24 protein-coding genes are annotated in these 25,141 nt (G+C 60.2%); 14 read left to right on the top strand and 10 right to left on the bottom strand.

What is annotated here, in order from left to right:
- Positions 1-17: 17 nt before the first annotated feature.
- From pspB to tyrR, 6 genes are all read left to right on the top strand, one after another.
- Entirely contained in the window at positions 18-245 is a 228-nt protein-coding gene (pspB, locus tag ACJ8QF_RS14035; RefSeq protein WP_004930553.1) for an envelope stress response membrane protein PspB, read from the top strand.
- The gene (gene pspC / locus ACJ8QF_RS14040) at positions 245-604 is read left to right on the top strand and encodes an envelope stress response membrane protein PspC (RefSeq protein WP_004930552.1); all 360 of its coding nucleotides are present in this window, start codon (positions 245-247) and stop codon (positions 602-604) included. Before pspB ends, pspC begins: the two co-directional genes overlap by 1 nt.
- A gap of 96 nt (positions 605-700) precedes the next feature.
- Positions 701-967, top strand: a complete 267-nt coding sequence (gene pspD, locus ACJ8QF_RS14045; RefSeq protein ID WP_031299672.1) for a phage shock protein PspD — start codon at positions 701-703, stop codon at positions 965-967.
- A complete protein-coding gene (locus tag ACJ8QF_RS14050; RefSeq protein WP_164123783.1) occupies positions 948-2,345 on the top strand; it encodes a YcjX family protein in 1,398 nt (465 codons plus the stop codon). Before pspD ends, ACJ8QF_RS14050 begins: the two co-directional genes overlap by 20 nt.
- Positions 2,342-3,403, top strand: a complete 1,062-nt coding sequence (locus ACJ8QF_RS14055; RefSeq protein WP_442537595.1) for a TIGR01620 family protein — start codon at positions 2,342-2,344, stop codon at positions 3,401-3,403. The genes ACJ8QF_RS14050 and ACJ8QF_RS14055 overlap by 4 nt, the downstream gene beginning before the upstream one ends.
- A gap of 313 nt (positions 3,404-3,716) precedes the next feature.
- The gene (gene tyrR, locus ACJ8QF_RS14060) at positions 3,717-5,288 is read left to right on the top strand and encodes a transcriptional regulator TyrR (RefSeq protein WP_004930541.1); all 1,572 of its coding nucleotides are present in this window, start codon (positions 3,717-3,719) and stop codon (positions 5,286-5,288) included.
- Between the two features lie 57 nt (positions 5,289-5,345).
- Here tyrR and tpx read toward each other — a convergent pair whose 3' ends face one another.
- Entirely contained in the window at positions 5,346-5,849 is a 504-nt protein-coding gene (gene tpx, locus ACJ8QF_RS14065; RefSeq protein WP_004930536.1) for a thiol peroxidase, read from the bottom strand.
- Positions 5,850-6,074: 225 nt separating this feature from the next.
- Between tpx and ycjG the strand changes: the two genes are divergently transcribed.
- On the top strand, positions 6,075-7,049 hold the full coding sequence (gene ycjG / locus ACJ8QF_RS14070) for an L-Ala-D/L-Glu epimerase (protein ID WP_342578895.1): 975 nt from the start codon (positions 6,075-6,077) through the stop codon (positions 7,047-7,049).
- Between the two features lie 3 nt (positions 7,050-7,052).
- Here the strand turns inward: ycjG and mpaA are convergent, their stop codons facing one another.
- Positions 7,053-7,760 carry a murein tripeptide amidase MpaA gene (mpaA, locus tag ACJ8QF_RS14075; RefSeq protein WP_004930517.1) on the bottom strand — a complete coding sequence of 236 codons (708 nt, stop codon included), beginning with the start codon at positions 7,758-7,760 and terminating at the stop codon, positions 7,053-7,055.
- Between the two features lie 206 nt (positions 7,761-7,966).
- Here mpaA and ACJ8QF_RS14080 point away from each other — a divergent pair, with 206 nt between their 5' ends.
- Together ACJ8QF_RS14080 and ACJ8QF_RS14085 are read left to right on the top strand one after the other, a co-directional pair.
- Positions 7,967-8,317: a hypothetical protein gene (locus tag ACJ8QF_RS14080; protein WP_015378006.1), complete on the top strand. Its 351-nt coding sequence runs from the start codon at positions 7,967-7,969 to the stop codon at positions 8,315-8,317.
- 158 nt (positions 8,318-8,475) lie between these two features.
- Complete coding sequence (locus tag ACJ8QF_RS14085; RefSeq protein WP_015378005.1) at positions 8,476-10,110, top strand: peptide ABC transporter substrate-binding protein; 1,635 nt, start codon at positions 8,476-8,478, stop codon at positions 10,108-10,110.
- Between the two features lie 159 nt (positions 10,111-10,269).
- Here ACJ8QF_RS14085 and ACJ8QF_RS14090 read toward each other — a convergent pair whose 3' ends face one another.
- The 3 genes from ACJ8QF_RS14090 to ACJ8QF_RS14100 form a co-directional block, all read right to left on the bottom strand.
- Positions 10,270-10,518, bottom strand: coding sequence for a hypothetical protein (locus tag ACJ8QF_RS14090; protein ID WP_004930507.1), 249 nt, complete (start codon positions 10,516-10,518; stop codon positions 10,270-10,272).
- A gap of 194 nt (positions 10,519-10,712) precedes the next feature.
- Positions 10,713-11,804, bottom strand: coding sequence for a hypothetical protein (locus ACJ8QF_RS14095; protein ID WP_131164742.1), 1,092 nt, complete (start codon positions 11,802-11,804; stop codon positions 10,713-10,715).
- Entirely contained in the window at positions 11,756-12,457 is a 702-nt protein-coding gene (locus ACJ8QF_RS14100) for a hypothetical protein (protein WP_442537596.1), read from the bottom strand. The genes ACJ8QF_RS14095 and ACJ8QF_RS14100 overlap by 49 nt, the downstream gene beginning before the upstream one ends.
- Positions 12,458-12,611: 154 nt before the next feature.
- On the opposite strand from ACJ8QF_RS14100, the gene zntB reads away from it, so the two are divergent.
- A complete protein-coding gene (gene zntB, locus ACJ8QF_RS14105; RefSeq protein ID WP_004930499.1) occupies positions 12,612-13,595 on the top strand; it encodes a zinc transporter ZntB in 984 nt (327 codons plus the stop codon).
- Positions 13,596-13,812: 217 nt separating this feature from the next.
- On the opposite strand, the gene ACJ8QF_RS14110 is transcribed toward zntB, so the two are convergent.
- The 3 genes from ACJ8QF_RS14110 to nifJ all read right to left on the bottom strand — a co-directional run bounded on the left by ACJ8QF_RS14110 (position 13,813) and on the right by nifJ (position 19,059).
- Positions 13,813-14,211 (bottom strand): VOC family protein, encoded by a 399-nt coding sequence (locus ACJ8QF_RS14110; RefSeq protein ID WP_004930496.1) that lies wholly within the window; start codon positions 14,209-14,211, stop codon positions 13,813-13,815.
- A gap of 146 nt (positions 14,212-14,357) precedes the next feature.
- The gene (gene ttcA, locus ACJ8QF_RS14115; protein ID WP_004930494.1) at positions 14,358-15,296 is read right to left on the bottom strand and encodes a tRNA 2-thiocytidine(32) synthetase TtcA; all 939 of its coding nucleotides are present in this window, start codon (positions 15,294-15,296) and stop codon (positions 14,358-14,360) included.
- 229 nt (positions 15,297-15,525) lie between these two features.
- The gene (nifJ, locus tag ACJ8QF_RS14120) at positions 15,526-19,059 is read right to left on the bottom strand and encodes a pyruvate:ferredoxin (flavodoxin) oxidoreductase (RefSeq protein WP_442537597.1); all 3,534 of its coding nucleotides are present in this window, start codon (positions 19,057-19,059) and stop codon (positions 15,526-15,528) included.
- A 238-nt stretch (positions 19,060-19,297) separates the two neighbouring features.
- Here nifJ and ssmE point away from each other — a divergent pair, with 238 nt between their 5' ends.
- Positions 19,298-19,630, top strand: coding sequence for a multidrug efflux SMR transporter SsmE (ssmE, locus tag ACJ8QF_RS14125; protein WP_004930487.1), 333 nt, complete (start codon positions 19,298-19,300; stop codon positions 19,628-19,630).
- Between the two features lie 477 nt (positions 19,631-20,107).
- Positions 20,108-20,362 (top strand): DUF333 domain-containing protein, encoded by a 255-nt coding sequence (locus ACJ8QF_RS14130; protein WP_015377999.1) that lies wholly within the window; start codon positions 20,108-20,110, stop codon positions 20,360-20,362.
- Between the two features lie 24 nt (positions 20,363-20,386).
- Here ACJ8QF_RS14130 and hslJ read toward each other — a convergent pair whose 3' ends face one another.
- Together hslJ and ACJ8QF_RS14140 are read right to left on the bottom strand one after the other, a co-directional pair.
- Entirely contained in the window at positions 20,387-20,815 is a 429-nt protein-coding gene (gene hslJ / locus ACJ8QF_RS14135; protein ID WP_260952789.1) for a heat shock protein HslJ, read from the bottom strand.
- 50 nt (positions 20,816-20,865) lie between these two features.
- Complete coding sequence (locus ACJ8QF_RS14140) at positions 20,866-21,858, bottom strand: 2-hydroxyacid dehydrogenase (RefSeq protein ID WP_015377997.1); 993 nt, start codon at positions 21,856-21,858, stop codon at positions 20,866-20,868.
- A 468-nt stretch (positions 21,859-22,326) separates the two neighbouring features.
- Here ACJ8QF_RS14140 and ACJ8QF_RS14145 point away from each other — a divergent pair, with 468 nt between their 5' ends.
- Together ACJ8QF_RS14145 and ACJ8QF_RS14150 are read left to right on the top strand one after the other, a co-directional pair.
- Positions 22,327-24,939 (top strand): YdbH family protein, encoded by a 2,613-nt coding sequence (locus tag ACJ8QF_RS14145; RefSeq protein ID WP_442537598.1) that lies wholly within the window; start codon positions 22,327-22,329, stop codon positions 24,937-24,939.
- The gene (locus ACJ8QF_RS14150; RefSeq protein WP_004930472.1) at positions 24,936-25,133 is read left to right on the top strand and encodes a YnbE family lipoprotein; all 198 of its coding nucleotides are present in this window, start codon (positions 24,936-24,938) and stop codon (positions 25,131-25,133) included. Before ACJ8QF_RS14145 ends, ACJ8QF_RS14150 begins: the two co-directional genes overlap by 4 nt.
- The last annotated feature ends 8 nt before the right edge of the window (positions 25,134-25,141 follow it).

A 25,141-nucleotide genomic window follows, 5' to 3' on the forward strand; every position in this document is an offset into this window, starting at 1 on the left:
GATAAGAAGGAATAACAATGAGTGCTTTATTACTTGCCATTCCGCTGACAATTTTCGTGCTGTTTGTCGCGCCGATTTGGCTTTGGCTGCATTACAGCAATCGGCAACAGACCGGCATCCAGCTGAGTCAGCAAGAAATGCAGCGCCTGGCGCAGCTGGCGGAAGACGCCAAACGCATGCGTGAACGCATTCAGGCGCTGGAAGAGATCCTTGATGCGGAACACCCGAACTGGAGACAGTCCTGATGAGCACAACGCTGGGCAGTAAAAAGCTTTATCGCGTTCCCGAAGAAGGCATGGTGAAAGGCGTCTGCGCCGGTTTGGCCCACTATTTCGACGTGCCGGTGCGCCTGATCCGCGTGATGGTGGTGCTGTCGCTGTTCTTCGGGCTGTTCTTCTTCACGCTGGTGGCCTATATCGCGCTGGTGTTCGTGTTGGACGAAGCGCCGGCCAGCCGTTTCGAAGGCGAACATCAGAAGACGCCGCGCCAGCTGCTCGATCAGCTGGAGTATGAGCTGGGCAGCGGCGAGCAGCAGCTGCGTCAGGTCGAGCGCTACGTGACGTCCGATACCTTCGGCGTACAGAGCCGTTTCCGCAAGCTGTAACCCTTCTTGCGATACCCGGCCTGCACAGGCCGGGTATCTTCGCCGCCGCTATCCCGTGAATGTAACCTTAATCATCTAGTGCCGGAGGGCATTGCCATGAATAAAATCGATGTCGCAAACACCGCCAGAACGGGTGGATTTAAACGAGGAGCGGCGGCAATGTTGAAGACATTGGCTAAAGTCATCATCATAGCGTTATTGAACTATGGCCCGGCGGGCGCCGCCGGCTGGCTGTTGAAAACCGTCGGCCGCAAACCGGTGCGCTTCGTGCTGGCGCTGGTGCTGGAACCGCTGTTCCGTAAAGGCCTGAACAAGGCATTCGGGCGTTACGTCAAGGAGAGCAATGAAACGACTGCAAAATGAGTTAACCTCGCTGGTCAACCGCGGAATGGATCGCCATCTGCGCCTGGCGGTGACCGGCCTGAGCCGCAGCGGCAAAACCGCCTTTATCACCGCCTTCGTCAACCAACTGCTGCATGTGCACAGCGGCGCGCGCATGCCGCTGTTTTCACCGGTGCGCGAAGAGCGCCTGCTGGGCGTCAAACGCATCCCGCAGCGCGATCTCGGCATCCAGCGTTTCACCTATGACGAAGGGCTGGCGCAGCTGTACGGCACGCCGCCGGCCTGGCCGACGCCGACGCGCGGCGTCAGCGAAATTCGTCTGGCGTTGCGCTACCGCTCCAACGACTCGCTGCTGCGCCATTTCAAAGACACTTCCACGCTGTACCTGGAGATCGTCGATTATCCCGGCGAATGGTTGCTGGATCTGCCGATGCTCGAACAGGATTACCTGGCCTGGTCGCGCCAGATGACCGGGCTGCTGCAGGGCGAACGCGCCGAATGGGCTAAGCCCTGGCTTGAGCTGTGCAAAACCTGCGATCCGCTGGCGCCGGCCGACGAAAACCGGCTGGCGGCGATCGCACAGGCCTACACCGATTATCTGTTGCGTTGCAAGAGCGAAGGGCTGCACTTCATTCAGCCGGGGCGTTTCGTGCTGCCGGGCGACATGGCCGGCGCGCCGGCGCTGCAGTTTTTCCCGTGGCCTGACGTGGCCGCGATCGGCGAGTCGAAGCTGGCGCAGGCCGACAAACACACCAACATCGGCATGTTGCGCGCTCGCTTCAATTACTACTGCCAGTCGATCGTCAAGAACTTCTACAAAGAGCATTTCGTCCGTTTCGATCGGCAAATCGTGCTGGTCGACTGCCTGCAGCCGCTCAACAGCGGCCCGCAGGCGTTCAACGACATGCGTCTGGCGTTGACCCAACTGATGCAGAGCTTCCATTACGGCAAGCGCACGCTGTTTCGCCGCTTGTTCTCGCCGACCATCGACAAACTGATGTTCGCCGCCACCAAAGCGGACCATATCACCGCCGATCAGCACGCCAATCTGGTGTCCTTGCTGCAACAGCTGGTGCAAGAGGCGTGGCAGAATGCGGCGTTCGAAGGCATCAGCATGGATTGCGTCGGCCTGGCCTCGGTGCAGGCGACCGAGAGCGGCATCGTCGATCATCAGGGGCAGCGTATCCCGGCGCTGAAGGGCAACCGCCTCAGCGACGGCGCGCCGCTGACGGTGTTCCCTGGCGAAGTGCCCGCCCGCCTGCCGGGGCCGGCGTTCTGGCAGAGCCAGGGGTTCCACTTCGATGAGTTTCGTCCGCGCGCCATGAGCGTGGACACCCCGTTGCCGCACATCCGCCTGGATGCGGTAATGGAGTTTTTATTGGGAGATAAATTGCGATGAGCGAGCCGATCAAACCGCGTATCGATTTTGACGAGCCGCTGCAGCCGCCGCAGGAACCGGCGTTGCGCGCCGGCGTCGCTTTCGACGCCGAGCAGGCGGAAAGCTTCTTTCCGGCGGCGCCGGAGCTGCAGCAGGAAGAGGAGGAAGGGCGCGCCGAAGGCATCATTAACGCCGCGCTGAAACCGAAACGCAGCCTGTGGCGCAAAATGGTGACCGCCGGGCTGGCGCTGTTCGGCGCCAGCGTGGTGGCGCAGGGCGTGCAGTGGGTGCATACCGCCTGGGTGCAGCAGGACTGGATCGCCATGGGCGGCGGCGTGGCCGGCGGCCTGATCGTGTTCGCTGGCGTCGGTTCGGTGGTCACCGAGTGGCGGCGTTTGTATCGGCTGCGCCAGCGCGCGGAAGAGCGCGACGTGGCGCGCGAGCTGTTGCACAGCCACGGGCTGGGGCAAGGGCGCGAATTCTGCGAGAAGCTGGCGCGCCAGGCCGGGCTGGATCAGGGGCATCCGGCGCTGCAGCGCTGGCAGGCCTCGCTGCATGAAACGCAAAACGATCGTGAAGTGGTGGAGCTGTACGCCAAACTGGTGCAGCCGGTGCTCGACAATCAGGCGCGGCGCGAAATCAGCCGCTCCGCCGCCGAATCGACGCTGATGATCGCCGTCAGCCCGTTGGCGCTGGTGGATATGGCGTTTATCGCCTGGCGCAACATCCGTTTGATTAACCGCATCGCCGCGCTGTACGGCATCGAACTGGGCTACTTCAGCCGCATTCGTTTGTTCCGGCTGGTACTGCTCAATATCGCCTTCGCCGGCGCTTCCGAGCTGGTGCGCGAAGTGGGGATGGACTGGATGTCGCAGGATCTGGCGGCGCGGCTGTCGGCGCGCGCGGCGCAGGGCATTGGCGCCGGGCTGTTGACCGCGCGGCTGGGCATCAAGGCGATGGAACTGTGCCGCCCGCTGCCGTGGCTGGAAGGGGAGAAACCGAAGCTCGGCGATTTCCGCAGCCAGCTGATCGGCCAGTTGAAAGATACGCTGAAAAAGGGCGACGGCAAGGCCAAATAACCCCGCGACGGCGCTCTCAGGAGCGCCGTTTTCTGAGCGGTGCCGACGCCGGACGTAATCGAGACTTGACGACAGTTGATCCCCCTGTGATTGCGTGATAAATCTCTGCAAAATTAATTATAATTGTGATAACTCTCTGTTTGTAGGCTAAAATTACGCCGATGCTGTTATTCACTTGCGTTTAAAATCAGCAACCACGGCAATAAATCAGAGTTCTGTCAACTTTTGCTGACAGATCGCTTCTACCGCCCGGTGCGAGGGAGTATCATCATCGTCAACGATCCCCGCACTTGCAGAGATAAGGCCAACACTGATGCGTTTGGAAGTATTTTGCGAAGACCGCCTCGGTCTCACTCGAGAATTACTCGATCTTTTGGTATCGCGCAGCATTGACTTACGTGGCATCGAGATCGATCCCATCGGCCGCATTTACCTCAATTTCTCCCAGCTGGATTTCGATACTTTCCGCGCGTTGATGGCGGAGATCCGCCGCATCGCCGGCGTAACCGACGTGCGCACCGTCAGCTTTATGCCTTCTGAACGCGAGCATCGCGCGCTGCGTGCGCTGCTGGAGTCGATGCCGGAGCCGGTGTTCTCTATCGATATGAAGGGCAAGGTCGAGCTGGCCAACCCGGCGGCGCAGGCGCTGTTCAGCCTGAGCGAAGACAAGATCCGCAACCAGACCGCCGGGGCGCTGATCGGCGGCTATAACTTCAGCCGCTGGCTGGAGAGCGAGCATACGGCGCCGCACTCAGAACGGGTGGTGATCCGCAGCCAGGACTTCCTGATGGACATTACGCCTATCTATCTGGAAGACGAACAGCAACAGCCGGCTGCGGTCGGCGCGGTGGTGATGTTGAAGTCCACCGCGCGCATGGGCCGCCAACTGCAAAATCTGTCGGTGAACGACGATACCGAATTCGACCACATCGTCGCGGTGAGCGCCAAGATGCGTCACGTGCTGGAGCAGGCGCGCAAGCTGGCGATGCTCGATGCACCGCTGCTGATCGTCGGCGATACCGGTACCGGCAAGGATATTCTGGCCCGCGCCTGTCACTTGCGCAGCCCGCGCGGCAAGCAGCCGTTCCTGGCGCTGAACTGCGCCGCGCTGCCGGATGACGTGGTCGAGAGCGAGCTGTTCGGCCATGCGCCGGGCGCTTATCCCAACGCGCTGGAAGGCAAGAAAGGCTTCTTCGAGCAGGCCAACGGCGGTTCGGTGCTGCTGGACGAGATCGGCGAAATGTCACCGCGCATGCAGACCAAACTGCTGCGTTTCCTCAACGACGGCACGTTCCGCCGCGTCGGCGAGGAGCATGAGGTGCACGTCGACGTGCGCGTGATCTGCGCCACCCAGAAAAACCTCACCGAGCTGGTGCAGCGCGGCGAATTCCGTGAAGACCTCTATTATCGCCTCAACGTGCTGACCATCACCATCCCGCCGCTGCGCGAACGTCCGCAGGACATCATGCCGCTGACCGAACTGTTCGTGGCGCGTTTCGCCGATGAGCAGGGCGTGGCGCGACCTAAGCTGGCGAGCGATCTGGGCGGCTTCCTCAGCAAATACGGCTGGCCGGGCAACGTGCGCCAGCTGAAAAACGCCATCTACCGCGCGCTGACGCAAACCGAAGGTTACGAGCTGCGGCCGCAGGATATCGTGTTGCCGGAGTTCGAGGTGGAGATGTCGCTGGGTGACGAGGTGCTGGACGGCTCGCTGGACGACATCAGCAAGCGTTTCGAGCGCTCGGTGCTGACGCGCCTGTATCGCACCTATCCCAGCACCCGCAAGCTGGCGAAGCGCCTGGGCGTTTCCCATACCGCCATCGCCAACAAGCTGCGCGAGTATGGCCTGAGCAGCCGTAAAGGCGGCGCCGAGGGCGAAGAATAAGAAAGGCGCCTTGCGGCGCCTTTAGCGTGTTTCCAAAGCCGGCGAACGCCGGCTTTGTTATTTCAGCGCTGCCAGCGCCGCGTCGTAATCCGGCTCGGTGGTGATTTCGTTCACCAGCTCGCTGTACAGCACGTTGTCCTGGCCATCCAGCACCACGACCGCACGCGCGGTCAGGCCTGCCAATGGACCTTCAGCGATTTCAACGCCGTACGCCTGCTTGAACTCGGCGCCGCGCAGGGTGGACAGGGTGACCACGTTGCTCAGGCCTTCCGCGCCGCAGAAACGCGACTGGGCGAACGGCAGATCGGCGGAGATGCACAGCACCACGGTGTTATCCAGGCCGCTGGCCAACTGGTTGAATTTACGCACCGACGTCGCGCAGACGCCGGTATCGATGCTTGGGAAGATGTTCAGGACTTTGCGTTTACCCGCGAAGCTGCTCAGCGCTACGTCTGACAGGTCTTTGGCAACCAGCGAGAAGGCCTTGGCCTGTTCGCCCTGCTGTGGCAGTTTGCCCGCTACGCTGACCGGATTGCCTTGAAAATGTACTGTCTGAGTCATTGCTAGATTCCTTTTACAGGTGTTTATACAAAGGGTATGAACCTGATGGGACGGCGCGCCGGCGACGGCTGTTAACATCAGGTTCACACCCTGGCGCCAGTTTATGACAAGCGGGGCGGATTGGATATCAAAGTTTGCTAAATAGTTGTATATATTAGGCTGTTCTATAAAACATCACCGGCGCATCAGCCTGCCTGGATGCGCAGTTTTCGCTCAGGAGCCGTTATGAGAGACATGCGTTTTTACCCGGAAGCCTGGCCGCTGCACACCGCCTTCGTGATCGCGCGCGGCAGCCGCACCGAAGCCCGGGTGGTGGTGGTCGAAATCGAACAGCAGGGCGTACGCGGCGTCGGCGAATGCACGCCGTATCCGCGCTATGGCGAGAGCGAGGAATCGGTGATGGCGCAGTTGGCTGAGATGGCGCCGGCGATCGCGCAGGGCATCACCCGCGAGCGGCTGCTGACGCAGATGCCGGCGGGCGCGGCCCGCAACGCGTTGGACTCGGCGCTGTGGGATCTGGAGTGTCGTCTGCACGGGCAGAGCCTGTGGCAGCGCAGCGGCGTGACGGCGCTGGCGCAGATCCGAATGGCGCAGACCGTCAGCATCGGCACGCCGGAAGCGATGGCCTTCGCCGCGCGTGAGCTGGAGCGGCAGGGCGCCACGCTGCTGAAGATCAAACTCGACGATCACTATATCAGCGAGCGGCTGGTGGCGATCCGCGCCGCGGTGCCGCAGGCGACGCTGATCGTCGACGCCAATGAATCCTGGCAGGCGGAAGGGCTGGCGGCGCGCTGCCAGCTGCTGGCCGATCTTGGCGTGGCGATGCTGGAGCAGCCGCTGCCGGCCGGTGACGACGCCGCGCTGGAGCACTTTATCCATCCGCTGCCGATCTGCGCCGATGAGAGCTGCCACACCCGTGCCGATCTGCCGCGGCTGGCGCAGCGCTATCAGATGGTCAACATCAAACTGGACAAAACCGGCGGCTTGACCGAGGCGTTGGCGCTGGCGCAGGCCGCGCGCGAACAAGGGTTCGCCATCATGCTCGGCTGCATGTTGTGTACGTCGCGGGCGATATCCGCCGCCTTGCCGCTGGCGCCGGCGGCGCGCTTCGTCGATCTGGACGGCCCGACCTGGCTGGCGCGAGACGTCGAACCGGGTCTGGCGTTCGAATGCGGGGCGATCGTCGATATCGCCCCGTAGGGATTAATCCGGGTAGGTCAACAGCTCGGTCATCGCGTCGATGTAACGCTCGCTGGCGGCATCGGCGGAGATCGGTGGGAATTCGGCGGTGATGCAGGGCAGCGACAGATCCGCGCACCAGCTGCCGAACGAACCGGGCGTTTCATAGCCGACGCTGGTCACCAGCGGGAGTTCGAACTTGTGCGACAGCCAAACGCCGAGCCGCGAGCTGGCGGGATCTTCGATGCAGGCCAGCGGCTCATGGAACGACACCACCCAATGCGGCTTCAGGCGATGGATCAGATGACACAGCGCCTGGGTTTCCGGTTCGGAGCCGGGGCGCCCGCCGGTGGAGAGCCTGACGTCGCGCACCGGCGCTGCGCTGTTCCAGCGATAGACGGTGTCGCCGGAGCGCCAGTTGGCGGCCGGGAAATTGCGGTTCAGATCGACGCCGTTGGCATTGGCGCGCAGCCCCAGCTGGCAGCCGTCGGGGTTGACCGCCAGCACCACGTGGTGTCGCAACTGTTCGGGGGCGATGCTGCGCAGCGCGCAGGACAGGGTTACGATGGCGGCGCTCTCATCGCCGTGGGTGCCGGCGATGATCAGCCCGGTCTGCGGGCCGCTGACCGCCGCCGGGAAATAGAGCAGCGGTGCGCCCAGCAGCGAGCTGCCGTAGTTCTCTCCTGCGATGGCCAACTGGCCACGTTCACTGCGTGGTCGATGTTCGGTCATGGTGTTGTCCCTGAGTTAAAGGCCGAGAGTCATTGTCATTTTATTCAGTGTATTACGCTTTGAGACATCTTTCCCATCGCAATTGTGCGGCGTTTGCGCGATCTGTGATGCGGTAGCGGCGAAAACGCCAATTAAACCGCACCTGGCCTGAGGCTGTTGTTATACTAACGGCAGAGCTAAGCCAATCACCCGCAAGAGGATTTAACATGCCAGTAGCCAGAATCATCGCCAGCTATAGCGAAAATGAAAATGACACCATCACGCTGCTGTGCGGCGTAGACGCTGAAAACCAGATCCGCCAGGGGGAATGGTTCGGCGTGGTGAAAAATGACGACGGGCGCGGGGACGAATCGAACTATCCGTTCACCCTGCATATCGATTACCAGAAAGATGCCTTCTACCTCGACTACGGTTACGACGACGCGGATGCGCGCCAGCTGCAAAAAACCGATATCTCGGCACGTCCGCTGGCCGAGAAAGGCTTTTTCACCGTGTTCGATGAAGAAGAGGGCGAAGAGTTCAGCTACCGCATCAACAGCATCCACCTGTACGACTGACGGTCGCTGCCGCAATCCCACCCGTGCCGCCCTGCGCCGCACGGGTTTTTTATCGCCTGAATCGCACTTTTTGCAACTTCTCGCCCGTGAGCGCTAGGCCGGACGGATCTTGTGCTATATGATAAAAAATTCAGATGGTTAACGGGGGACAAATCATAATGACGGGAAAAAAAATGCAACGGGGTTTTCGTTTGGCGCTCTGCGCGGCGGCGATCGGCGCCTGTATGAGCAGCGCCATGGCGGCGCAGGTTCCCCCGGGCACCGCGCTGGCGGACAAACAGGAAATCGTGCGCCACATTAAAGACGAACCGGCCTCGCTCGATCCGATCAAAGCGGTGGGCTTGCCGGAGGCTCAGCTGGCGCGCGATCTGTTCGAAGGGCTGGTCAATCAGGACGCCAACGGCAAAGTGATCCCCGGCGTCGCCACCCGCTGGCAGACCAGCGATAACCAGACTTATATCTTCCATCTGCGTAAAGACGCGCGCTGGTCAAACGGTGACCCTGTCACAGCGAAGGATTTCGTTTACAGCTGGCAGCGGCTGGTAGAACCGAAAAATTTGTCGCCGTTCGCCTGGTTCGCGCAGCTGGCGGGGATCCAGAACGCCGAGCAGATCATCAGCGGCAAACTGCCTGCCGATCGCTTGGGCGTATCGGCGCCGGATGACTACACGCTCAAGGTGCAGCTGGACAAGCCGGTGCCGTACTTCGTCAGCCTGACGGCCAACTTCAGCCTGTTCCCGGTGAACAAGGCGGTGGTGGAAAAATACGGCAACGACTGGACCAAGGTCGGTAATCTGGTGGGCAACGGTGCGTTCAAACTGCAGGAACGGGTGGTGAATGAGAAGCTGGTGCTGACGCCTAACGACCATTACTGGGATCATGCGCGCACCGTGCTGACCAAAGTGACCTTCGTGCCGATCAACCAGGAATCCAACGCCACCAAGCGTTACCTGGCGGGTGACATCGACATCACCGAATCCTTCCCGAAAAACATGTATCAGAAGCTGCTAAAAGACATTCCGGGGCAGGTGTACACCCCGGATCAGCTCGGCACCTATTACTACGCGTTCAACACCCAGCGCGCGCCAACCAACGACGTGCGGGTGCGTCAGGCCTTGTCCTACGCCATCGATCGCAAGATTATCGCGGAAAAAGTGTTGGGCACCGGCGAAAAACCGGCCTACCACTTTACGCCGGACGTGACCGCCGGGTTCAAACCGGAAGCGAGCTTGCTGCAACAGCAATCACAGGCGGAGCTGGATGCACAGGCCAAGGCGTTGCTGCAGGCGGCCGGTTACGGCCCGAACAACCCGCTGAAGCTGACGCTGCTGTATAACACCTCTGAAAGCCACCAGAAGATCGCCATCGCCGTGGCCTCGATGTGGAAGAAAAAGCTCGGTATTGATGTCAAGCTGCAGAATCAGGAGTGGAAAACTTACATCGACAGCCGCAATACCGGCAATTTCGATGTGATCCGCGCCTCCTGGGTGGGTGACTATAACGAGGCGTCGACCTTCCTGTCGCTGCTGACCTCCACCCACAGCGGCAATATCGCCAAGTTCAAGAATGCGGACTACGACAAGCTGCTGGCGCAGGCGGGGCGGGAAACCAACCCGGCGGCGGTGACCGCCGATTACAACAAGATGGAACAGATCATTGCCGATCAGGCGCCAATCGCGCCGATATATCAATACACCAACGGCCGCCTGATCAAACCGTGGGTAAAAGGCTACCCGATCACCAATCCGGAAGACGTGGCCTATAGCCAAACGATGTATATCATCAAACACTGAGTGGGCTTATTTACCGCCCCCGCGCAATGTGGGGGGGTATTTTTTTTCGGCGGCGAAATCACGAGACTAATTAATTTTTCCACGCGATAAACCCCGTTTAATAATAAACAGGGTTGCCATCATCACATTAATATTGTCTATTTCAGAGCTCGGTTACGCTTACAGACAGTCCCGCATGGCGTCCACCACTACGCGGCCGCTCATATCGGTCTGAGTAATGCGGTAGCTGGTGGGATAAGAACGGCGGGTACTGAAACGATCGTGGACGGAGACCTTGCCAATCTGCAGGCCGGCGGCGTTTTTCACCACGAACTCACTGATCTCTTCCTGGCCCTGGTTTTGCAAATGAATATTGCTGATTTTTTCCAGCGTATCGCTGGCGTTTATTTTTAAATGGTCGCGTAACATAACTACCTCCTCGTAGTGAGAAAAGTATATGCCCCTAAAATTTGCGCTGAAACAGCTTTGTGTTGATTTATTATTATCATTTTGAATTAAAATTGATAGCAATATGTTAAGTCATAATAATAACGGCATTACCAGCGCTTTATCGGTGATATTGTCTGATTTATCGGCAAGGGTTTATTTCATTGCCGTTATTATTAGTCTGCATTAATGGGAAACAGCGCGTGCCTGGCCGCCGGAGCCGGAAAGACGCAGGCGACGTTGTGCCCACAGCCGGGTACGATCGTTAACCGATGCGGCTTATCCGGCGCCAGATAACGTCGGTCATAGTCGGCATAGGCCAGGGCGCGCTGCAGCCGATAGGGGCCCTGTAGCTGGGCGGCGCAGGATTTGTCGAGTATCCGATAGTAGGCGCCCGGCGCGGTGCCGGTATCATCGGCGGCGGCCAGATAGGTGATATCGGCCGCCACATAGCGCTGGCGGGCTGCATCTGCAGTGCGCTGCAGGTGAGCGGGAAGCGCTTCCAGACCGTATTTCCAACGATTGGCCTGCGGGCAGCGGCCGGCGTCCAGCGTTTGCCAGCGGAAGCGGCAGGTTGTTTCATTGCCGCAGCTTCCCCAGCTTGTGGGCAGAGGGCGCAGGCGATCAAAATAGAGCCAGCTGCCGGGATCGGCGACGACATAGCGCAGACGCACTCCGCTCGGCGGATGAGCAAAGCCGACATAATGCTGCACGAATTGGGCGCCGGCGGAAAAACCGGCCACGGTGATCGACTGCAGCGAAGGCCAACGCCGTTTCAGATCGGCCAGCAGGTTATCCATGGCGTTGAACGAGCCGGTTTTCCCGCCATTATCCAAACCGCCTGCGATCCACGAGCCACAGCGCCAGAGAGCGTCACCGTCTTGCGGCTGGGGCAGGCCGGCGGAATGGCAGTGGACGGCGAGTTTCACCGGAACCTGGAACAGCGGGGCGACCAGCAAACTGTTGTCTCCCGCTCCCTGCGCGGCATCGATCGCCGCTTGCAACGTCTTGGCGGCGTCGCGTGGATGCCCGTGCATCACCACCAGCGCGGTACGCGGCTGGGGGAATCGAGCGCGAGCGACAAAATAAGGCAGGGAACCCGCCGCCGTCGGCGCGTGGTAGGGCGTGGCGAGATGTTCTAACACCGGTTCTGCGCGAACCGATTGGCCGAACAGCAGCAGGGTGGCCATGGCGATGCCGCGCAGACGGCGCAGCCTCGTCAGGTTCGGCGCAGCACCGTGCGCATTTGTCTCAGGACTTCCCGGCATCGTTGTTCCTCACGCGCGCGTTGATAGTAGCGATAAAAGGCGCGTTCCGAACTGAGGTTACCCGCGCGTGCCAGCTGCCTGAAGGTCAGGAATGCCAGGCTGAACATAATCATAATAAATAATAGGCCGGGGAACAGCAGCTGCCAGCCGTCGGTGATGCGCGCATTAGGCAGATAGCGGAGTGAATGGGGGGTAACCAATACCCCTAACTGCTGCAGTCCCCATTGCGTCAAAGCGGGGAACAGCACCAGCAGCGTAACGAACACCAAATACAGCAAAAAATAGCGGCAGGAAAGCAGGAAACGTTTGAAAGCGTTATTGGCGCTTGGCCGCAACACGAAGCCAGCGGGCGTGGCGCGCAAGATTTGCTGACGGCCACCGGTGAAACGATAGCGTTCCAGCGCCGCTACGCTGTCCGGTAACGCCAACAGCAGCTGCAGCGCAGTGAGGCTGGCGCTGCTGTTGCCGATATAGTCGCGAAAGCGCAACAGGCGTATGGGGGCGCTTTGGGGCTTCTCGACGGATTCGAGCAGGTTTAGCAGCTTATCGTGGTTTTCCCGCCGAATGCGGAAGGGCATTTTGACGAGGGCGAAAAACATCGCGCCAAAGGCGCCTACGGTGGGTACGACGATGTCCAGAAAAGTTTTTAGCATGACGATCTCCTGCGGTTCTCCGTTCGTTCCTTGCGGCAGAAGTATAGATCACGTTTATGGGACAACGAGAAAACTGGCGTTACAGCTTGGCCTTTGATCTCCAAGGCGTTAACGCTAGACTCAGCAACATAAGCAAGACTGAGGGGATAAATGAATGGATGTGATTGAGGGGAGCGAGCTGCAGGTCGCCGATGCGGTTTACGCCTACCAGCTCGACGGCAAGGGGGGCGTCACGCCGATCGAGCGGGATGACAAGATCACCTGCGACGCGCCGTGCTGGCTGCATCTTGATTACGCGCACCCGGCCAGCGCTGAATGGCTGAGTACCACGCCGCTGCTGCCGGACTCGGTGCGTGAAGCGCTCTCCGGCGAAAGCTCGCGGCCGCGCGTCAGCCGCCAGGGCGAAGGCACCATGATCACCCTGCGCAGCATCAACTTTAACGCTAATTCCCGGCCGGATCAGCTGGTCACCATCCGCGTATATATCACCGACAAGCTGATTATCTCCACCCGGCACCGCAAGGTGTATTCCATCGATCAGGTGGTGAACGATCTGCAAAGCGGCGCCGGGCCGACCAACAGCGGCAGCTGGCTGGTGGAAATTTCCGATGCGTTGACCGATCACACCAGCGAATTTATCGAGGATCTGCACGACAAGATTATCGATCTGGAGGACGCGTTGCTGGAGCAGCAGGTGCCGGAGCGCGGCCAGCTGGCGCTGATCCGTAAACAGCTGATCGTGCTGCGCCGTTACATGGCGCCGCAGCGTGACGTCTTCGCGCGGCTGGCCAGCGACCGCCTGCCGTGGATGAGCGATGACGATCGTCGCCGCATGCAGGATATCGCCGATCGCCTGGGACGGGGATTGGACGATCTGGACGGCAGCATCGCGCGCACCGCCATCTTGTCCGACGAAATCACCACGGTGATGGCCGACGCGATGAACCGCCGCACTTACACCATGTCATTGTTGGCGATGGTATTTCTGCCAACCACTTTCCTGACCGGGTTGTTCGGGGTCAACCTTGGCGGTATTCCGGGCGGCGGTAATCCTTTCGGTTTCGCGGCATTTTGCCTGATGCTGGTCGGGTTGGTGCTTGGCGTCGCCTGGTGGCTGAAGCGCAGCCGCTGGCTGTAGGCGAAAATGACGAAAACCCGGTTAACATTGAGCAAAATCAACATTTAGCCGGGGGAAATGGGGCATGATCTCTCTCGCAGGTGAATGCAACGTCAAGCGATGGGCGTTGCGCTCCATAATTGTCTTACTTTCTTATTTTTGAATTACTGCATAGCACATTTGATTCGTACAATGCCGGTTTAATCACCGGCATTTTTTTATTCGATTTCCTTCTTCTTCAGGCCGCGCTTTCATCCCAGAAGCTGGCTTCAATCTTGTGCCCATCCAAATCACGGACAAAGCAGCCGTAGTAAGCCTCGCCGTAATGCGGCCGCGAACCGGGCGCGCCTTCATCGACGGCGCCGGCCAGCAGCGCCTGGCGATGGAATTCATCCACCTGTTGCTTGCTGGTCGCGAAAAAACCGACGTGCGTGCCGTTGCCGGGCGAGGCCGGCCGGCCGTCGATCGGCACCTGCAGCCAAAACTCCGGGTAGTCGCGGCCGTAGCCAATGGCGCCGGGATGCTCCAGCACGCGTCGGCAACCCAAAGCGGCCAGCGCACGATCGTAAAAGGCGGCGGCGGCCTCGAAATCGTTGGAGCCCAGCGAGACGTGGGACAGGCAGGGGGTGATATTCATTGCGCGATCTCCATATGACTGTATGGATAAACAGTATAGGGTAAAAACGGCACTGCCCAGTAAATTTTGCGCAAACTGTGAACAGGATCGAGATCGTCGGGAAAGGGAAATGTCGCCGCTCGCAGGATGGCAAGCGGCGAGGGGGCTTATTTGATTTCCAGCACGTTCAAACGCTCTGGCGCAGGCGCCGCGTCGTCCGAGTCTTCCGGCTGCCAGCCGACCGGCTGCATCGGGATGTCTTCGCGATCGAAGGCCAAATCGCCACCGTCCACCACGGCGCTGCCGTGGTGAATGCCTTTGAAATCGAACAGGTTGATATCGCTCAGGTGCGAAGGCACCACGTTCTGCATGGCGCTGAACATGGTTTCCAACCGGCCTGGGTAACGCTTGTCCCAGTCGCGCAGCATGTCGCCGATCACCTGGCGCTGCAGATTAGGCTGCGAGCCACACAGATTGCATGGAATGATCGGGAACGCTTTGGCGATCGAGAAACGCTCGATGTCTTTCTCGCGGCAATAGGCCAGCGGGCGGATGACCACGTGTTTGCCGTCGTCGCTCATCAGCTTGGGCGGCATGCCTTTCATCTTGCCGCCGTAGAACATGTTGAGGAACAGCGTCTGCAGAATGTCGTCGCGGTGGTGGCCCAGAGCGATCTTGGTGGCGCCCAGTTCGGTGGCAGTGCGGTACAGAATGCCGCGGCGCAGGCGCGAACACAGCGAACACGTGGTTTTCCCTTCCGGGATCTTGTCTTTAACGATGCTGTAGGTGTTTTCTTCGACGATCTTGTACTCCACCCCCAGGCTTTCCAGATAGGCGGGCAGAATGTGCTCCGGGAAGCCGGGCTGTTTCTGATCGAGGTTCACCGCCACCAGCGAGAAGTTGACCGGCGCGCTTTGCTGCAGATTGCGCAGGATCTCCAGCATGGTGTAGCTGTCTTTGCCGCCGGACAGGCAGACCATAATGCGGTCGCCTTCTTCAATCATATTGAAATCGGCGATCGCTTCGCCCACGTTGCGGCGCAGGCGCTTTTGCAATTTGTTCAGGTTGTACTGCTCTTTTTGGCTAACGGATTGCTTTTCTGACATTTAAATCGTGCTCATTCTCAATGGGGGGCACTAGGGGCATGGCGTTATAGACCGCGAGTTTACCATTCAACCGGCCGATTTTGATCATTATTCATCATCCAGCCGCCACGCACCCGACGCGAGGCCTGTATGGTACGGATTGCGCGCCGGAATGCCAGCAGGTTTTGTTGCTGCGATTTACGTCGGCGGTAAAAGAACAGGGCGCGAATCGCTCGCGCCCTGAGGGAGGTTACTCAGCGGCGGACTTTTCCGCCTTGCCGGCCAGCAGGCTGAGGAAATCGTATTTCTCCTTCAGCTCTTTCTCGGCGGCCTGATACAGCGCGCTGGCCACCTCCGGCTGCTGCGCGTTCAGGCGACGGAAACGCTGCTCGTTCAGCAGTGTTTCAGCCAGGCTGCTGTTCGGCGGGCGCGAATCCAGCGCCAATGCGGCCTTGCCCTCGGCGCTGCGGCGCGGATCGAAGCGGTACAGCGGCCAGAAACCGGTGGCGGTCAGCTGTTTCATCTGATCGTGGCTGAGCGCCAGATCGTAGCCGTGCTCTTCGCACGGGCTGTAGGCGATGATCAGCGACGGGCCCGGATAGGCTTCGGCCTCCTGAATCGCTTTCACCGTCTGGTTGAGCTGCGCCCCCAGCGAGATCTGCGCGACGTAGACATGGCCGTACATCATCATGCTGACGCCTAAATCCTTGCGCGCCTTGCGCTTGCCGTGCTCGCCGAACTTGGTCACCGCGCCCAGCGGCGTGGCTTTCGACTGCTGGCCGCCGGTGTTGGAGTAGCACTGGGTGTCGAGCACCAGCACGTTGACGTTCTCCGTCAGGCTGAGCACGTGATCCAAACCGCCAAAGCCGATGTCGTAGGCCCAGCCGTCCCCGCCGATCAGCCAGATCGATTTATCCACCAGGTAGTCGGCGTCCGCCGCCAGCTGGCGCGCATCTTCGCCTTCGAAACTCGCCAACAGCGTGCGCAGTTCGGCGATTTGCTTGCGGCGCGGCTCCGGCGCCACGTCTTCCATCTGCAGGGTGTTGACCAATTGCTCCGGCAGCTGCGGCGCCAGTGCGTTCAGCAGACGCAGCACTCGCGCGCGATGTTGATCGACCGTCAGGCGGAAGCCCAGGCCGAATTCGGCGTTGTCTTCGAACAGCGAGTTGGCCCACGCCGGCCCGCGCCCTTCGGCGTTGGTAGTGTACGGCGTGGTCGGCAGGTTGCCGCCATAGATCGACGAACAGCCGGTGGCGTTGGCGATCAGCAAGCGGTCACCATAGAGCTGGGTCAACAGCTTGATGTACGGCGTTTCGCCGCAGCCGGAACAGGCGCCGGAGTACTCGAACAGCGGCGTGATCAGCTGCGAGGTGCGAATGTCGATGCGCTCCAGCTGCGCCGGATCGATTTCCGGCAGCTGCAGGAAGAAGTCATAGTTGTCTTTCTCCGCCACCAGATTATCGAGGCGTGACGCCATGTTGATGGCCTTGATTTCCGGGTTCTGGCGATCTTTCGCCGGGCAGACCTCGACGCACAGGTTACAGCCGGTGCAATCTTCCGGCGCTACCTGCAGCACGTATTTCTGGCCGCGCATATCGCGCGCTTTCACATCCAGAGACTGCAGAGAGGCGGGGGCGTGTTCCATCTCCGCCGGCTGCACCACCTTGGCGCGAATGGCGGAGTGCGGGCAGGCGGCGACGCAGTGGTTGCACTGGGTGCACAGGTCGGGCTGCCAGATCGGGATCGCTTCGGCGATGTTGCGCTTTTCCCACTGGGTGGTGCCCACCGGCCAGGTGCCGTCCGGCGGGAAGGCGGAAACCGGCAGCGCATCGCCCAGCCCGGCCAGCATCGCGGCGGTAACGGTTTTGACGAAGTCCGGCGCGGCGTCCGACACCACCGGCGGACGCATCGGGCTGCTGGCGTCGACCGGCTGCAGCGGGATCTCGGTCAGCGCGGCGCGGGTGGCGCCCAGCGCCTGCCAGTTGCGCTCGACGATCTCCTGGCCCTTGCTGCTGTAGCTGCGCGCGATGGCGTCCTGCAGCTGTTGCAGCGCCACGTCGCTCGGCAGGATCTGCGTCAGGTGGAAGAACGCCATCTGCATTACGGTGTTGATGCGCGCGCCGAGCCGGCATTCACGCGCCAGCTTGGCGGCGTTGATGATATAGAAACGCGCCTGGCGTTGGTGCAACAGCGCCTGAACCTCCTGCGGCAGGCGCGACCAGACCTCATCGGCGCCGTAAGGGGTATTGAGCAGGAAGGTGCCGCCGGGCTTCAGGCGTTCGACCATCTGGTACTTATCGATAAACTGCAGTTGGTGGCAGCCGACGAAGTCCGCGTGGCTGACCAGGTAGGCCGAATTGATCGGCTGCTCGCTGACGCGCAGGTGCGACACCGTCAGGCCGCCGGCCTTTTTGGAGTCATAGACGAAATAGCCCTGGGCATACAGCGGCGTGGCGTTGCCGATGATTTTGATGTTGTTCTTGGTGGCCGAGACCGAGCCGTCGCTGCCCAAACCGTAAAACAGCGCTTCCAGCGAGGCGCGCTGCGGCAGGATTTCGTCGCTCAGCGGCAGCGAAAGCCCGGTGACGTCATCGAAGATGCCGACGGTGAAACGCGGGCGTGGCTGCGGCAGGGCCAACTCGCGGAATACCGCCAGCGCGCAGTCCGGGCCGAACTCTTTCGACGACAGGCCGTAACGGCCGCCGATCACCCGCGGCAGCGTGGCGCGCTCCCCCCGGCTGTAGGCTTCCGCCAGCGCGGTCATCACGTCCAGATACAGCGGCTCGGCCAGCGCGCCCGGCTCTTTGGTGCGATCGAGCACCGCGACGCTGCGCACGCTGTCCGGCAGCGCGCCGAGCAGATGCTGGGCGGAGAACGGCCGGAACAGCCGCACCTTGAGCACGCCGACTTTCTCGCCGCGGGTCAGCAGGGTGTCGATCACTTCTTCGCAGGTGCCGGCGGCGGAACCCATCACCACCACCACGCGTTCGGCCTGCGGGTGGCCGTAATAGTCGAACGGCCGATAGCGGCGGCCGGTGAGGGCGGCGAAGGCTTCCATGGCGTCGATCACGTGTTGGCCGGTGGCGTCATACCACGGGTTGGTGGCTTCGCGCGACTGGAAATAGGTGTCCGGGTTGGCGGAAGTGCCGCGCACCACCGGATGATCCGGCGACAGCGCCCGGCTGCGGTGCGCGTCGATCGCCGCCTGCGGCAGCATCTGCCGCAGCGTATCGTCGCTGAGAGGCACAATCTTGTTGATCTCGTGCGAGGTGCGGAAACCGTCGAAGAAATGGATAAACGGCACGCGCGCGTTGAGGGTGGCGGTCTGCGAGATCAGCGCGAAGTCCTGCGCCTCCTGCACGTTGCCGGCACACAGCATGGCGCAGCCGGTTTGGCGCACCGCCATCACGTCCGAATGGTCGCCGAAGATGGACAGCGCGTGCGTGGCCACGGTGCGCGCGGCGACGTGCAGCACGAACGGCGTCAGCTCGCCGGCCAGTTTGTACAGCGTGGGGATCATCAGCAGCAGACCCTGCGATGAAGTGAACGAGGTCGACAGCGCGCCGGTTTGCAAGGCGCCGTGCACGGTGGCGATCGCGCCGCCTTCCGACTGCATTTCCACCACCCGCGGAATATCGCCCCAGATGTTTTGCCGGCCATCGCCGGACCAGGCATCAGCCTGCTCCGCCATGGTGGAGCTCGGCGTGATAGGGTAGATGGCAATCACTTCGTTGGTGCGATAGGCCACGGAAGCGACTGCATTATTACCATCTGTAGTTATCATCGGCGTTACCTTTTCATTGCTCACAAAGCCGCGAAAGCGCACTTTCGCAGTAATGGAAAAAAGTCTAACAGAGGGGGCGAACGTGGCTTTATCGCGTTTGTGTGGCGGGTGATAAATCGTCAAAGGCATATTTCCTCGCCGATTAGGGGCCGGCGGCAATAAATTGTTTTCACCGTTTAAAGACAATTTATTTCCGGCGCGTCATAATTGCGCATCGGCAAATTGACAGAAGAAAACCATGAGCGCATTTATGTATTTGACGATGGCGATAGTCGCGGAAGTGATCGCCACCACCATGTTGAAAGCCTCTGAGGGCTTTACCCGCCTGTGGCCGTCGCTGCTGGTGGTGCTGGGCTACGGTGTGGCGTTTTGGGGGCTGTCGATGGTGGTCAAGAGCATGCCGCTGGGCATCGTGTATGCGATTTGGTCGGGCATGGGGATTGTGCTGGTGTCGGTCGCCGCGGTGTTCGTTTATCAGCAAAAATTGGATTGGCCGGCGATCGTCGGCATGGGATTAATTATTGCCGGCGTGCTGGTGATTAATTTACTGTCGAAAGCCTCTGTGCACTAAATGTTATTTTGATGTAAAAAAAGCCGGCGTGACAGCAAGTCGCGCCGGTTGAAGAATTCAGTCATCATTCACTGAAAATAGTGGAATGCTAATTACTTAGCGCCGCCAGCATAGACACAAATATCGTTCTCTCCGGTAGCAAAAAATGCGCCGCTGCAATGAAAGCACACGAAGATAATTAATACCGCTGTCGCGGGAAAAACTTCCTCGATGGCCGCGGTGACGTTATCACTTTTTTGCGTGCGGCCAGCGCCTGACAGCGCGTGGCGCCGTCACGGAAATATTCTGCAAACAAAATAAATGTTCGGCCGGCGCAAAAAAACGACAAATAATGGCTGGAATATATTTTCATTATTTATATATCGAGCTAGATTAAACAAGTTTGCATCAAAGATAGCGAAACGTGTCCGCCAAGTGACGCGCGTTATCAGCAATGGCGATTTTACACAGCGCAGTTCCGGGTTCAGGAGTGGGATAATGACGACATCAAAATGGCTGCTTGCCAGCGCCGTGCTGCTTTTAGCCGCCTGCAGCAGCAATAACGAAGAGCCAGTACAGCAGGGCAACAGTGCCAGAATCAATACGTTGCAGACCAGCGCCGGTTGCGCGGCGGTCGGCGGCGTCACCACCATCGCGCACAACTTGAACGGCGAAGCGCTGCGCATGTGCCAGATGCCGAACGGCAAACAGTGTGAGGAACGCACGCTGGGCCTGGGCAGCTGCGCCGGATAAGCCCGCGGCGCCTGGCCTGCAGGATCAATACACCCAATCGCGCAGGGTATAAATAAGCGTGTGGCCGCTGCCGGTGAGCGTCAGCTGCTGTGCGTTTAGCGTCACTTCGGCGCCGTTTTCCAGCACGGTGCCAATCGCCCGATCCCAGCGGTTGCGCGGCTCATCAGGGCACAGCTTGCGCGTGGTGGCCAGCGATTTCACCGTCAGCACGCCGTCGCGTAATTGCCCCTGGCCGAAAAAGCGGTTGCACATCGTGCCGGAGACATGCAGGTTCTCGCCGAACTCCAGATTGAGCAGGCCGCCGCCCGCCGGTGATTTTGCCGTTTCGCCATCCACGCTTTGCAACACGAAGTTGTGATGCAACAGATCGCCTGGCGTGACGGCCGTGTGTGGTTTCATGCTGCACCCCGCTAAGGCCAGCGCCGCAAGGGCGGCTACCGTGGTTTTTCTCATCGCGTTCTCTCAAATAAACAGGGCGCCGCAAGGGCGCCCCGAGGTTACGCTCAGGCGTTCAACTGGTTCGGGCAGGTTTCGCCGCGATCCAACTGGCTGATGTTCTGCAGCGTGGTTTGCGAAATGCTGGTCAGCGCCTCTTCGGTCAGGAAAGCCTGATGGCCGGTAAACAGCACGTTGTGGCAGGCCGAGAGGCGGCGGAACACGTCGTCCTGAATCACATCGTTAGACTTGTCCTCAAAGAACAGATCGCGTTCGTTCTCGTAGACGTCCATCCCGAGGGCGCCGATTTTTTGCTGCTTCAGCGCATCGATGGCGGCGGTGGAATCGATCAGCGCGCCGCGGCTGGTGTTGATCACCATTACGCCGTTTTTCATCATCGCGAAGGCGTCGGCATTCAGCAGGTGGTGGTTCTCCGGCGTCAGCGGGCAGTGCAGGGTGATCACGTCGGATTGCGCGTACAGCGTCTTCAGATCGACATACTCCGCGCCCAGTTCCAGCGCCTGTTCGCTCGGGAACGGATCGTAGGCCAGCAGTTTCATGCCGAAGCCTTTCAGAATGCGCATCGTCGCCACGCCGATTTTACCGGTGCCGATCACGCCGGCGGTGCGATTGTGCATGTTAAAACCGATCAGCCCTTCCAGCGAGAAGTTGGCGTCGCGGGTACGCTGATAAGCGCGGTGAATACGGCGGTTCAGGCACATCATCATGCCGACCGCGTGTTCTGCCACGGCCTCCGGCGAGTAGGCCGGCACGCGCACCACCTTGATGCCCAGTTCTTTGGCGGCGTCCAGATCGACGTTATTGAAACCGGCGCAGCGCAGGGCGAGAATTTCGACGCCCAGCGCCGCCAGTTCTTCGAGCACTTCACGGCTGCCGTCGTCGTTGACGAAGATACACACCGCCTTGCAACCGGCGGCCGTTTTGGCGGTTTTTTTACTGAGTAAAAAGTCGAAGAATTCCAGCTCATAGCCAAACTGCTGATTCACCAGTTCGAGGTATTTACGGTCATACTGTTTGGTACTGTATATCGCCAATTTCATCGTGGTTTCTCCACCGTGATTTTGTGATCAATTTAACAGATTTTAGTAAATTCGACAATTGGTTAGCCATTTCCGACATGGTCAAAATCGCCGCTATCGGGCTGCGCTGGGGGCTTGGTACGGTGAAGGGAAGGCGACGGTGGCGACAGGCGGCAAAAAAATCCCCACGGGGGTGTGGGGAATGGCTTCTCTAGTACACAGTTAGCTAGCAGCTAAACTTTTATTAGAATGGTTGCAAGACTATTAATCATCAATGGTAACAACAATAACAAAAGTCTGAAAACTGTCCTGTTTATGTGATGTATATGTAACGAAAATCTACAACCCCGCACACGTTTGCGCCAAAAAGGTGCAAATCGCTTCTGCGAGCCCGCTCGGCTTCACCCTATGTCAAATTCGTGCCATCATTATTGTCAATTCAGGCATAGACTTAACCAATGCCTAACTCAGGAACGAAGCAATCATTTAATGACCAGGCGATTGAAAGTATTCATAGGGACGGTGGCGGGCTGCGCAATCCTGGTGCTGACGTTGTGGCAAACCTTGCCGCGCTGGCTGCCGGGGGTGTTATCGCATTGGTTGCCGGCGGGGAGCCGCCTGGAATTGCAGGGCAAATTGCACTGGCGCCAGGGCGGCCTGGCGTTGGCGGGGGCGCGTTTCACTGCGCAAGATTGCCTGTTGGCCAACGTCGGGCCGACGCGGCTGGCTTACCGCCAGGGCCGCTGGCAGCTGTCGAGCGATAAGGTCAGCATCGATAGCGCCTGTTTGTCAAAACTGCCGAGCGGCGACGCCAACAGCGCGCCGCTGGCGCTCGATCAGCTGCAGCAACAGCTGCCGCCGCTGGATCTCACCATTAATGACCTGACGCTCATTCCCTGGCAGCGCTATGCCGGCAAGCTGCAGCTTTCCTCCGGCCCCGACGGGCAACGTCTGCATTATCGGGGCCCGAATCTCAGCGCCGAGGCGCAGCTGGATGAAAAACAGCAGCTGACGTTGCAGAGCCTGACCGTGGTTCCGCCCAACAGCGCACAACCGCTGCACCTCGCCGGCAAGATAACCATCCCGTTGGATCTGGCCAGCCTGCCGACGCAGGGCGCGTTGCAGGGGGAAATGCAGACCGCCTATCTGGAAAAACCGGTATTGCTGGACATGCGCTGGCAACAGCAGCAGGGCGTATTGACGGTGAGCGAGAAAGGCGACGATCGCCCGCTGGCGGTGTTGCCGTGGGAAGTCTCGCCGCAGCGGGTCAGCATCAAGCAGGGCGAGTGGCGTTGGCCGTACAGCGAGCAGCCGTTGAACGGCGGGCTCAGCATCGCGTTGCACGATTGGAGCAAAGGGCTGGATGAAACGGAGATCAGCGCGCGGCTGAACGTGATCACCGCGGGTCACAACGGCAAGGGCAATGCGGTGCTCACCCTCGGGCCGGGCAAGGTGGGGTTGACCGACAGCGATCTGCGCTTCCAACTGACCGGCCAGGCCAATCTGGCCGACTTTTCCACTACCGCGTCGATCCCGGGTGTGATCGGCGGCAGCATTCTCAACCCGACGCTGGTGCTGCAGCCCGGTTCGCTGCTGCGCCTGTGGGGCAAGGTGACGCCGGAAATGACGCTGGAAGAGGCGCGTTTGCCGCTGGCGGGCGTGAAGGTGACCGCCGCCGGCATCACCGGCCGCCTGCAGGCGATTTTGAGCGCCAGCGACAGTTACTGGGGCCGCTTCAAGCTGCACCTGGACGGCCAGGCACAGGATTTCTGGCCGGACAAGGGCAACTGGCAATGGCGTTACTGGGGCAATGGCCGCTTGCCGCCGCTGCAGGCCGCCTGGGACGTCGCCGGCAGCGGCCGTTGGCGCGACAGTGAGTTGGTGCTCGACAAACTTTCCACCGGCTTCGATAAGTTGAAGTACGGTCTGGTGACGGTCGCCGCGCCGCGCCTGAGCCTCAATCAGCCGCTGCGCTGGCGGCGTGATGAACAAAGTCCGCAGTTCAACGGCGAGTTGCAGCTGGCGGCGGATAAGGTCAGCTTCAGCGACGGCGGCTATCTGCCGGCGCCGGTGCTGGCGCTGCAGGTAAACGGCCGTTCACCGGACAGTTTCCAGCTGCAGGGCAAACTGCAGGCGCAACAGATTGGGCCGATAGCGCTGCGCGGCCGTTGGGACGGCGAACGTCTGCGCGGCGAAGCCTGGTGGCCGAAACAGTCGCTGAAGGTGTTCCAACCGCTGCTGGCGCCGGATCTCAATCTCACGCTGCGCGACGGCGAGTTTTACGCGCAGTCGGCGTTTTCCGCCGCTCGCGAACAGGGGTTCGAGGCCGGTGGCCACTGGGTGGTGAAAAACGGCGGCATGTGGCTGAAGGACGGCGAGATGAGCGGCCTGGATTTCATCCTGTCGTACCGGTTCAAGCAGCATCAGTGGCAATTGGGGGCCAAACAGCCGGTGTCGCTGCGCATCAAGTCTTTCACCAACCTGTTCGAGATGCAGAATATTTCCGCCGATCTGCAGGGCACCTATCCTTATAGCGAAAGGCAGCCGCTGACGTTGAGCAACGTCGGCGTGGACATGCTCAACGGGCATATCAGCCTGTCGGCGCTGCGGTTGCCGCAGCATGACGCCGCGGTGCTGAAGCTGGACAAGGTCGATCTCAGCGCGCTGTTCACCGCTTTGAAACCGAAGCAGTTCGCCATGTCCGGCCGGGTCGACGGCGAACTGCCGCTGTTCCTGAATCACCCGAAATGGCTGGTGCAAAACGGCTGGATCGCCAACGCCGGCACGTTGACGCTGCGGCTGGACAAAGACATGGCCGACGCCATCGGCAGCAATAACCTGGCGACCGGCGCGGCGATCGACTGGCTGCGCTACATGGAAATCAACCGTTCGCACGCCCGGGTCGATCTCGACAACCTGGGCGAGCTGACGCTGAGCGCGCGCATCGACGGCATCAACCCGCAGAAAAGCGCCAAGCGCGAGGTGATCCTGAACTATCACCATCAGGAAAACGTGTTTCAGCTGTGGCGCAGTTTGCGCTTCGGCGACAATTTACAGGAGTGGCTGGAGCAGGCCCTCTCACAACCTGGGGAGCAACAATGAAAATCATGAGTGTGTCGGCGCTGGCAGCGGTGCTGTGCGTTTCGCTGCTGAGCGGCTGCGTGCCGCGCATCGAGGTGGCGACGCCGAAGGATCCGATCACCATCAATATGAACGTCAAGATCGAGCATGAGATTCATATCAAGGTGGATAAGGACGTCGAAAACCTGCTGAAAACCCAAAGCGGTCTGTTCTAGGAGCCGAC

The sequence above is a fragment of the Serratia sp. CY81684 genome, assembly GCF_052166595.1.
GTDB classification, from domain to species: Bacteria; Pseudomonadota; Gammaproteobacteria; order Enterobacterales; family Enterobacteriaceae; genus Serratia; species Serratia nematodiphila.

What these genes read in the sequence shown, in the direction of transcription:
- pspB (WP_004930553.1), top strand. Translation starts at nt 18, where the DNA reads ATGAGTGCTTTATTACTTGCCATTCCGCTGACAATTTTCGTGCTGTTT.
- pspC (WP_004930552.1), top strand. Translation starts at nt 245, where the DNA reads ATGAGCACAACGCTGGGCAGTAAAAAGCTTTATCGCGTTCCCGAAGAA.
- pspD (WP_031299672.1), top strand. Translation starts at nt 701, where the DNA reads ATGAATAAAATCGATGTCGCAAACACCGCCAGAACGGGTGGATTTAAA.
- ACJ8QF_RS14050 (WP_164123783.1), top strand. Translation starts at nt 948, where the DNA reads ATGAAACGACTGCAAAATGAGTTAACCTCGCTGGTCAACCGCGGAATG.
- ACJ8QF_RS14055 (WP_442537595.1), top strand. Translation starts at nt 2,342, where the DNA reads ATGAGCGAGCCGATCAAACCGCGTATCGATTTTGACGAGCCGCTGCAG.
- tyrR (WP_004930541.1), top strand. Translation starts at nt 3,717, where the DNA reads ATGCGTTTGGAAGTATTTTGCGAAGACCGCCTCGGTCTCACTCGAGAA.
- tpx (WP_004930536.1), bottom strand. Translation starts at nt 5,849, where the DNA reads ATGACTCAGACAGTACATTTTCAAGGCAATCCGGTCAGCGTAGCGGGC.
- ycjG (WP_342578895.1), top strand. Translation starts at nt 6,075, where the DNA reads ATGAGAGACATGCGTTTTTACCCGGAAGCCTGGCCGCTGCACACCGCC.
- mpaA (WP_004930517.1), bottom strand. Translation starts at nt 7,760, where the DNA reads ATGACCGAACATCGACCACGCAGTGAACGTGGCCAGTTGGCCATCGCA.
- ACJ8QF_RS14080 (WP_015378006.1), top strand. Translation starts at nt 7,967, where the DNA reads ATGCCAGTAGCCAGAATCATCGCCAGCTATAGCGAAAATGAAAATGAC.
- ACJ8QF_RS14085 (WP_015378005.1), top strand. Translation starts at nt 8,476, where the DNA reads ATGACGGGAAAAAAAATGCAACGGGGTTTTCGTTTGGCGCTCTGCGCG.
- ACJ8QF_RS14090 (WP_004930507.1), bottom strand. Translation starts at nt 10,518, where the DNA reads ATGTTACGCGACCATTTAAAAATAAACGCCAGCGATACGCTGGAAAAA.
- ACJ8QF_RS14095 (WP_131164742.1), bottom strand. Translation starts at nt 11,804, where the DNA reads ATGCCGGGAAGTCCTGAGACAAATGCGCACGGTGCTGCGCCGAACCTG.
- ACJ8QF_RS14100 (WP_442537596.1), bottom strand. Translation starts at nt 12,457, where the DNA reads ATGCTAAAAACTTTTCTGGACATCGTCGTACCCACCGTAGGCGCCTTT.
- zntB (WP_004930499.1), top strand. Translation starts at nt 12,612, where the DNA reads ATGGATGTGATTGAGGGGAGCGAGCTGCAGGTCGCCGATGCGGTTTAC.
- ACJ8QF_RS14110 (WP_004930496.1), bottom strand. Translation starts at nt 14,211, where the DNA reads ATGAATATCACCCCCTGCCTGTCCCACGTCTCGCTGGGCTCCAACGAT.
- ttcA (WP_004930494.1), bottom strand. Translation starts at nt 15,296, where the DNA reads ATGTCAGAAAAGCAATCCGTTAGCCAAAAAGAGCAGTACAACCTGAAC.
- nifJ (WP_442537597.1), bottom strand. Translation starts at nt 19,059, where the DNA reads ATGATAACTACAGATGGTAATAATGCAGTCGCTTCCGTGGCCTATCGC.
- ssmE (WP_004930487.1), top strand. Translation starts at nt 19,298, where the DNA reads ATGAGCGCATTTATGTATTTGACGATGGCGATAGTCGCGGAAGTGATC.
- ACJ8QF_RS14130 (WP_015377999.1), top strand. Translation starts at nt 20,108, where the DNA reads ATGACGACATCAAAATGGCTGCTTGCCAGCGCCGTGCTGCTTTTAGCC.
- hslJ (WP_260952789.1), bottom strand. Translation starts at nt 20,815, where the DNA reads ATGAGAAAAACCACGGTAGCCGCCCTTGCGGCGCTGGCCTTAGCGGGG.
- ACJ8QF_RS14140 (WP_015377997.1), bottom strand. Translation starts at nt 21,858, where the DNA reads ATGAAATTGGCGATATACAGTACCAAACAGTATGACCGTAAATACCTC.
- ACJ8QF_RS14145 (WP_442537598.1), top strand. Translation starts at nt 22,327, where the DNA reads ATGACCAGGCGATTGAAAGTATTCATAGGGACGGTGGCGGGCTGCGCA.
- ACJ8QF_RS14150 (WP_004930472.1), top strand. Translation starts at nt 24,936, where the DNA reads ATGAAAATCATGAGTGTGTCGGCGCTGGCAGCGGTGCTGTGCGTTTCG.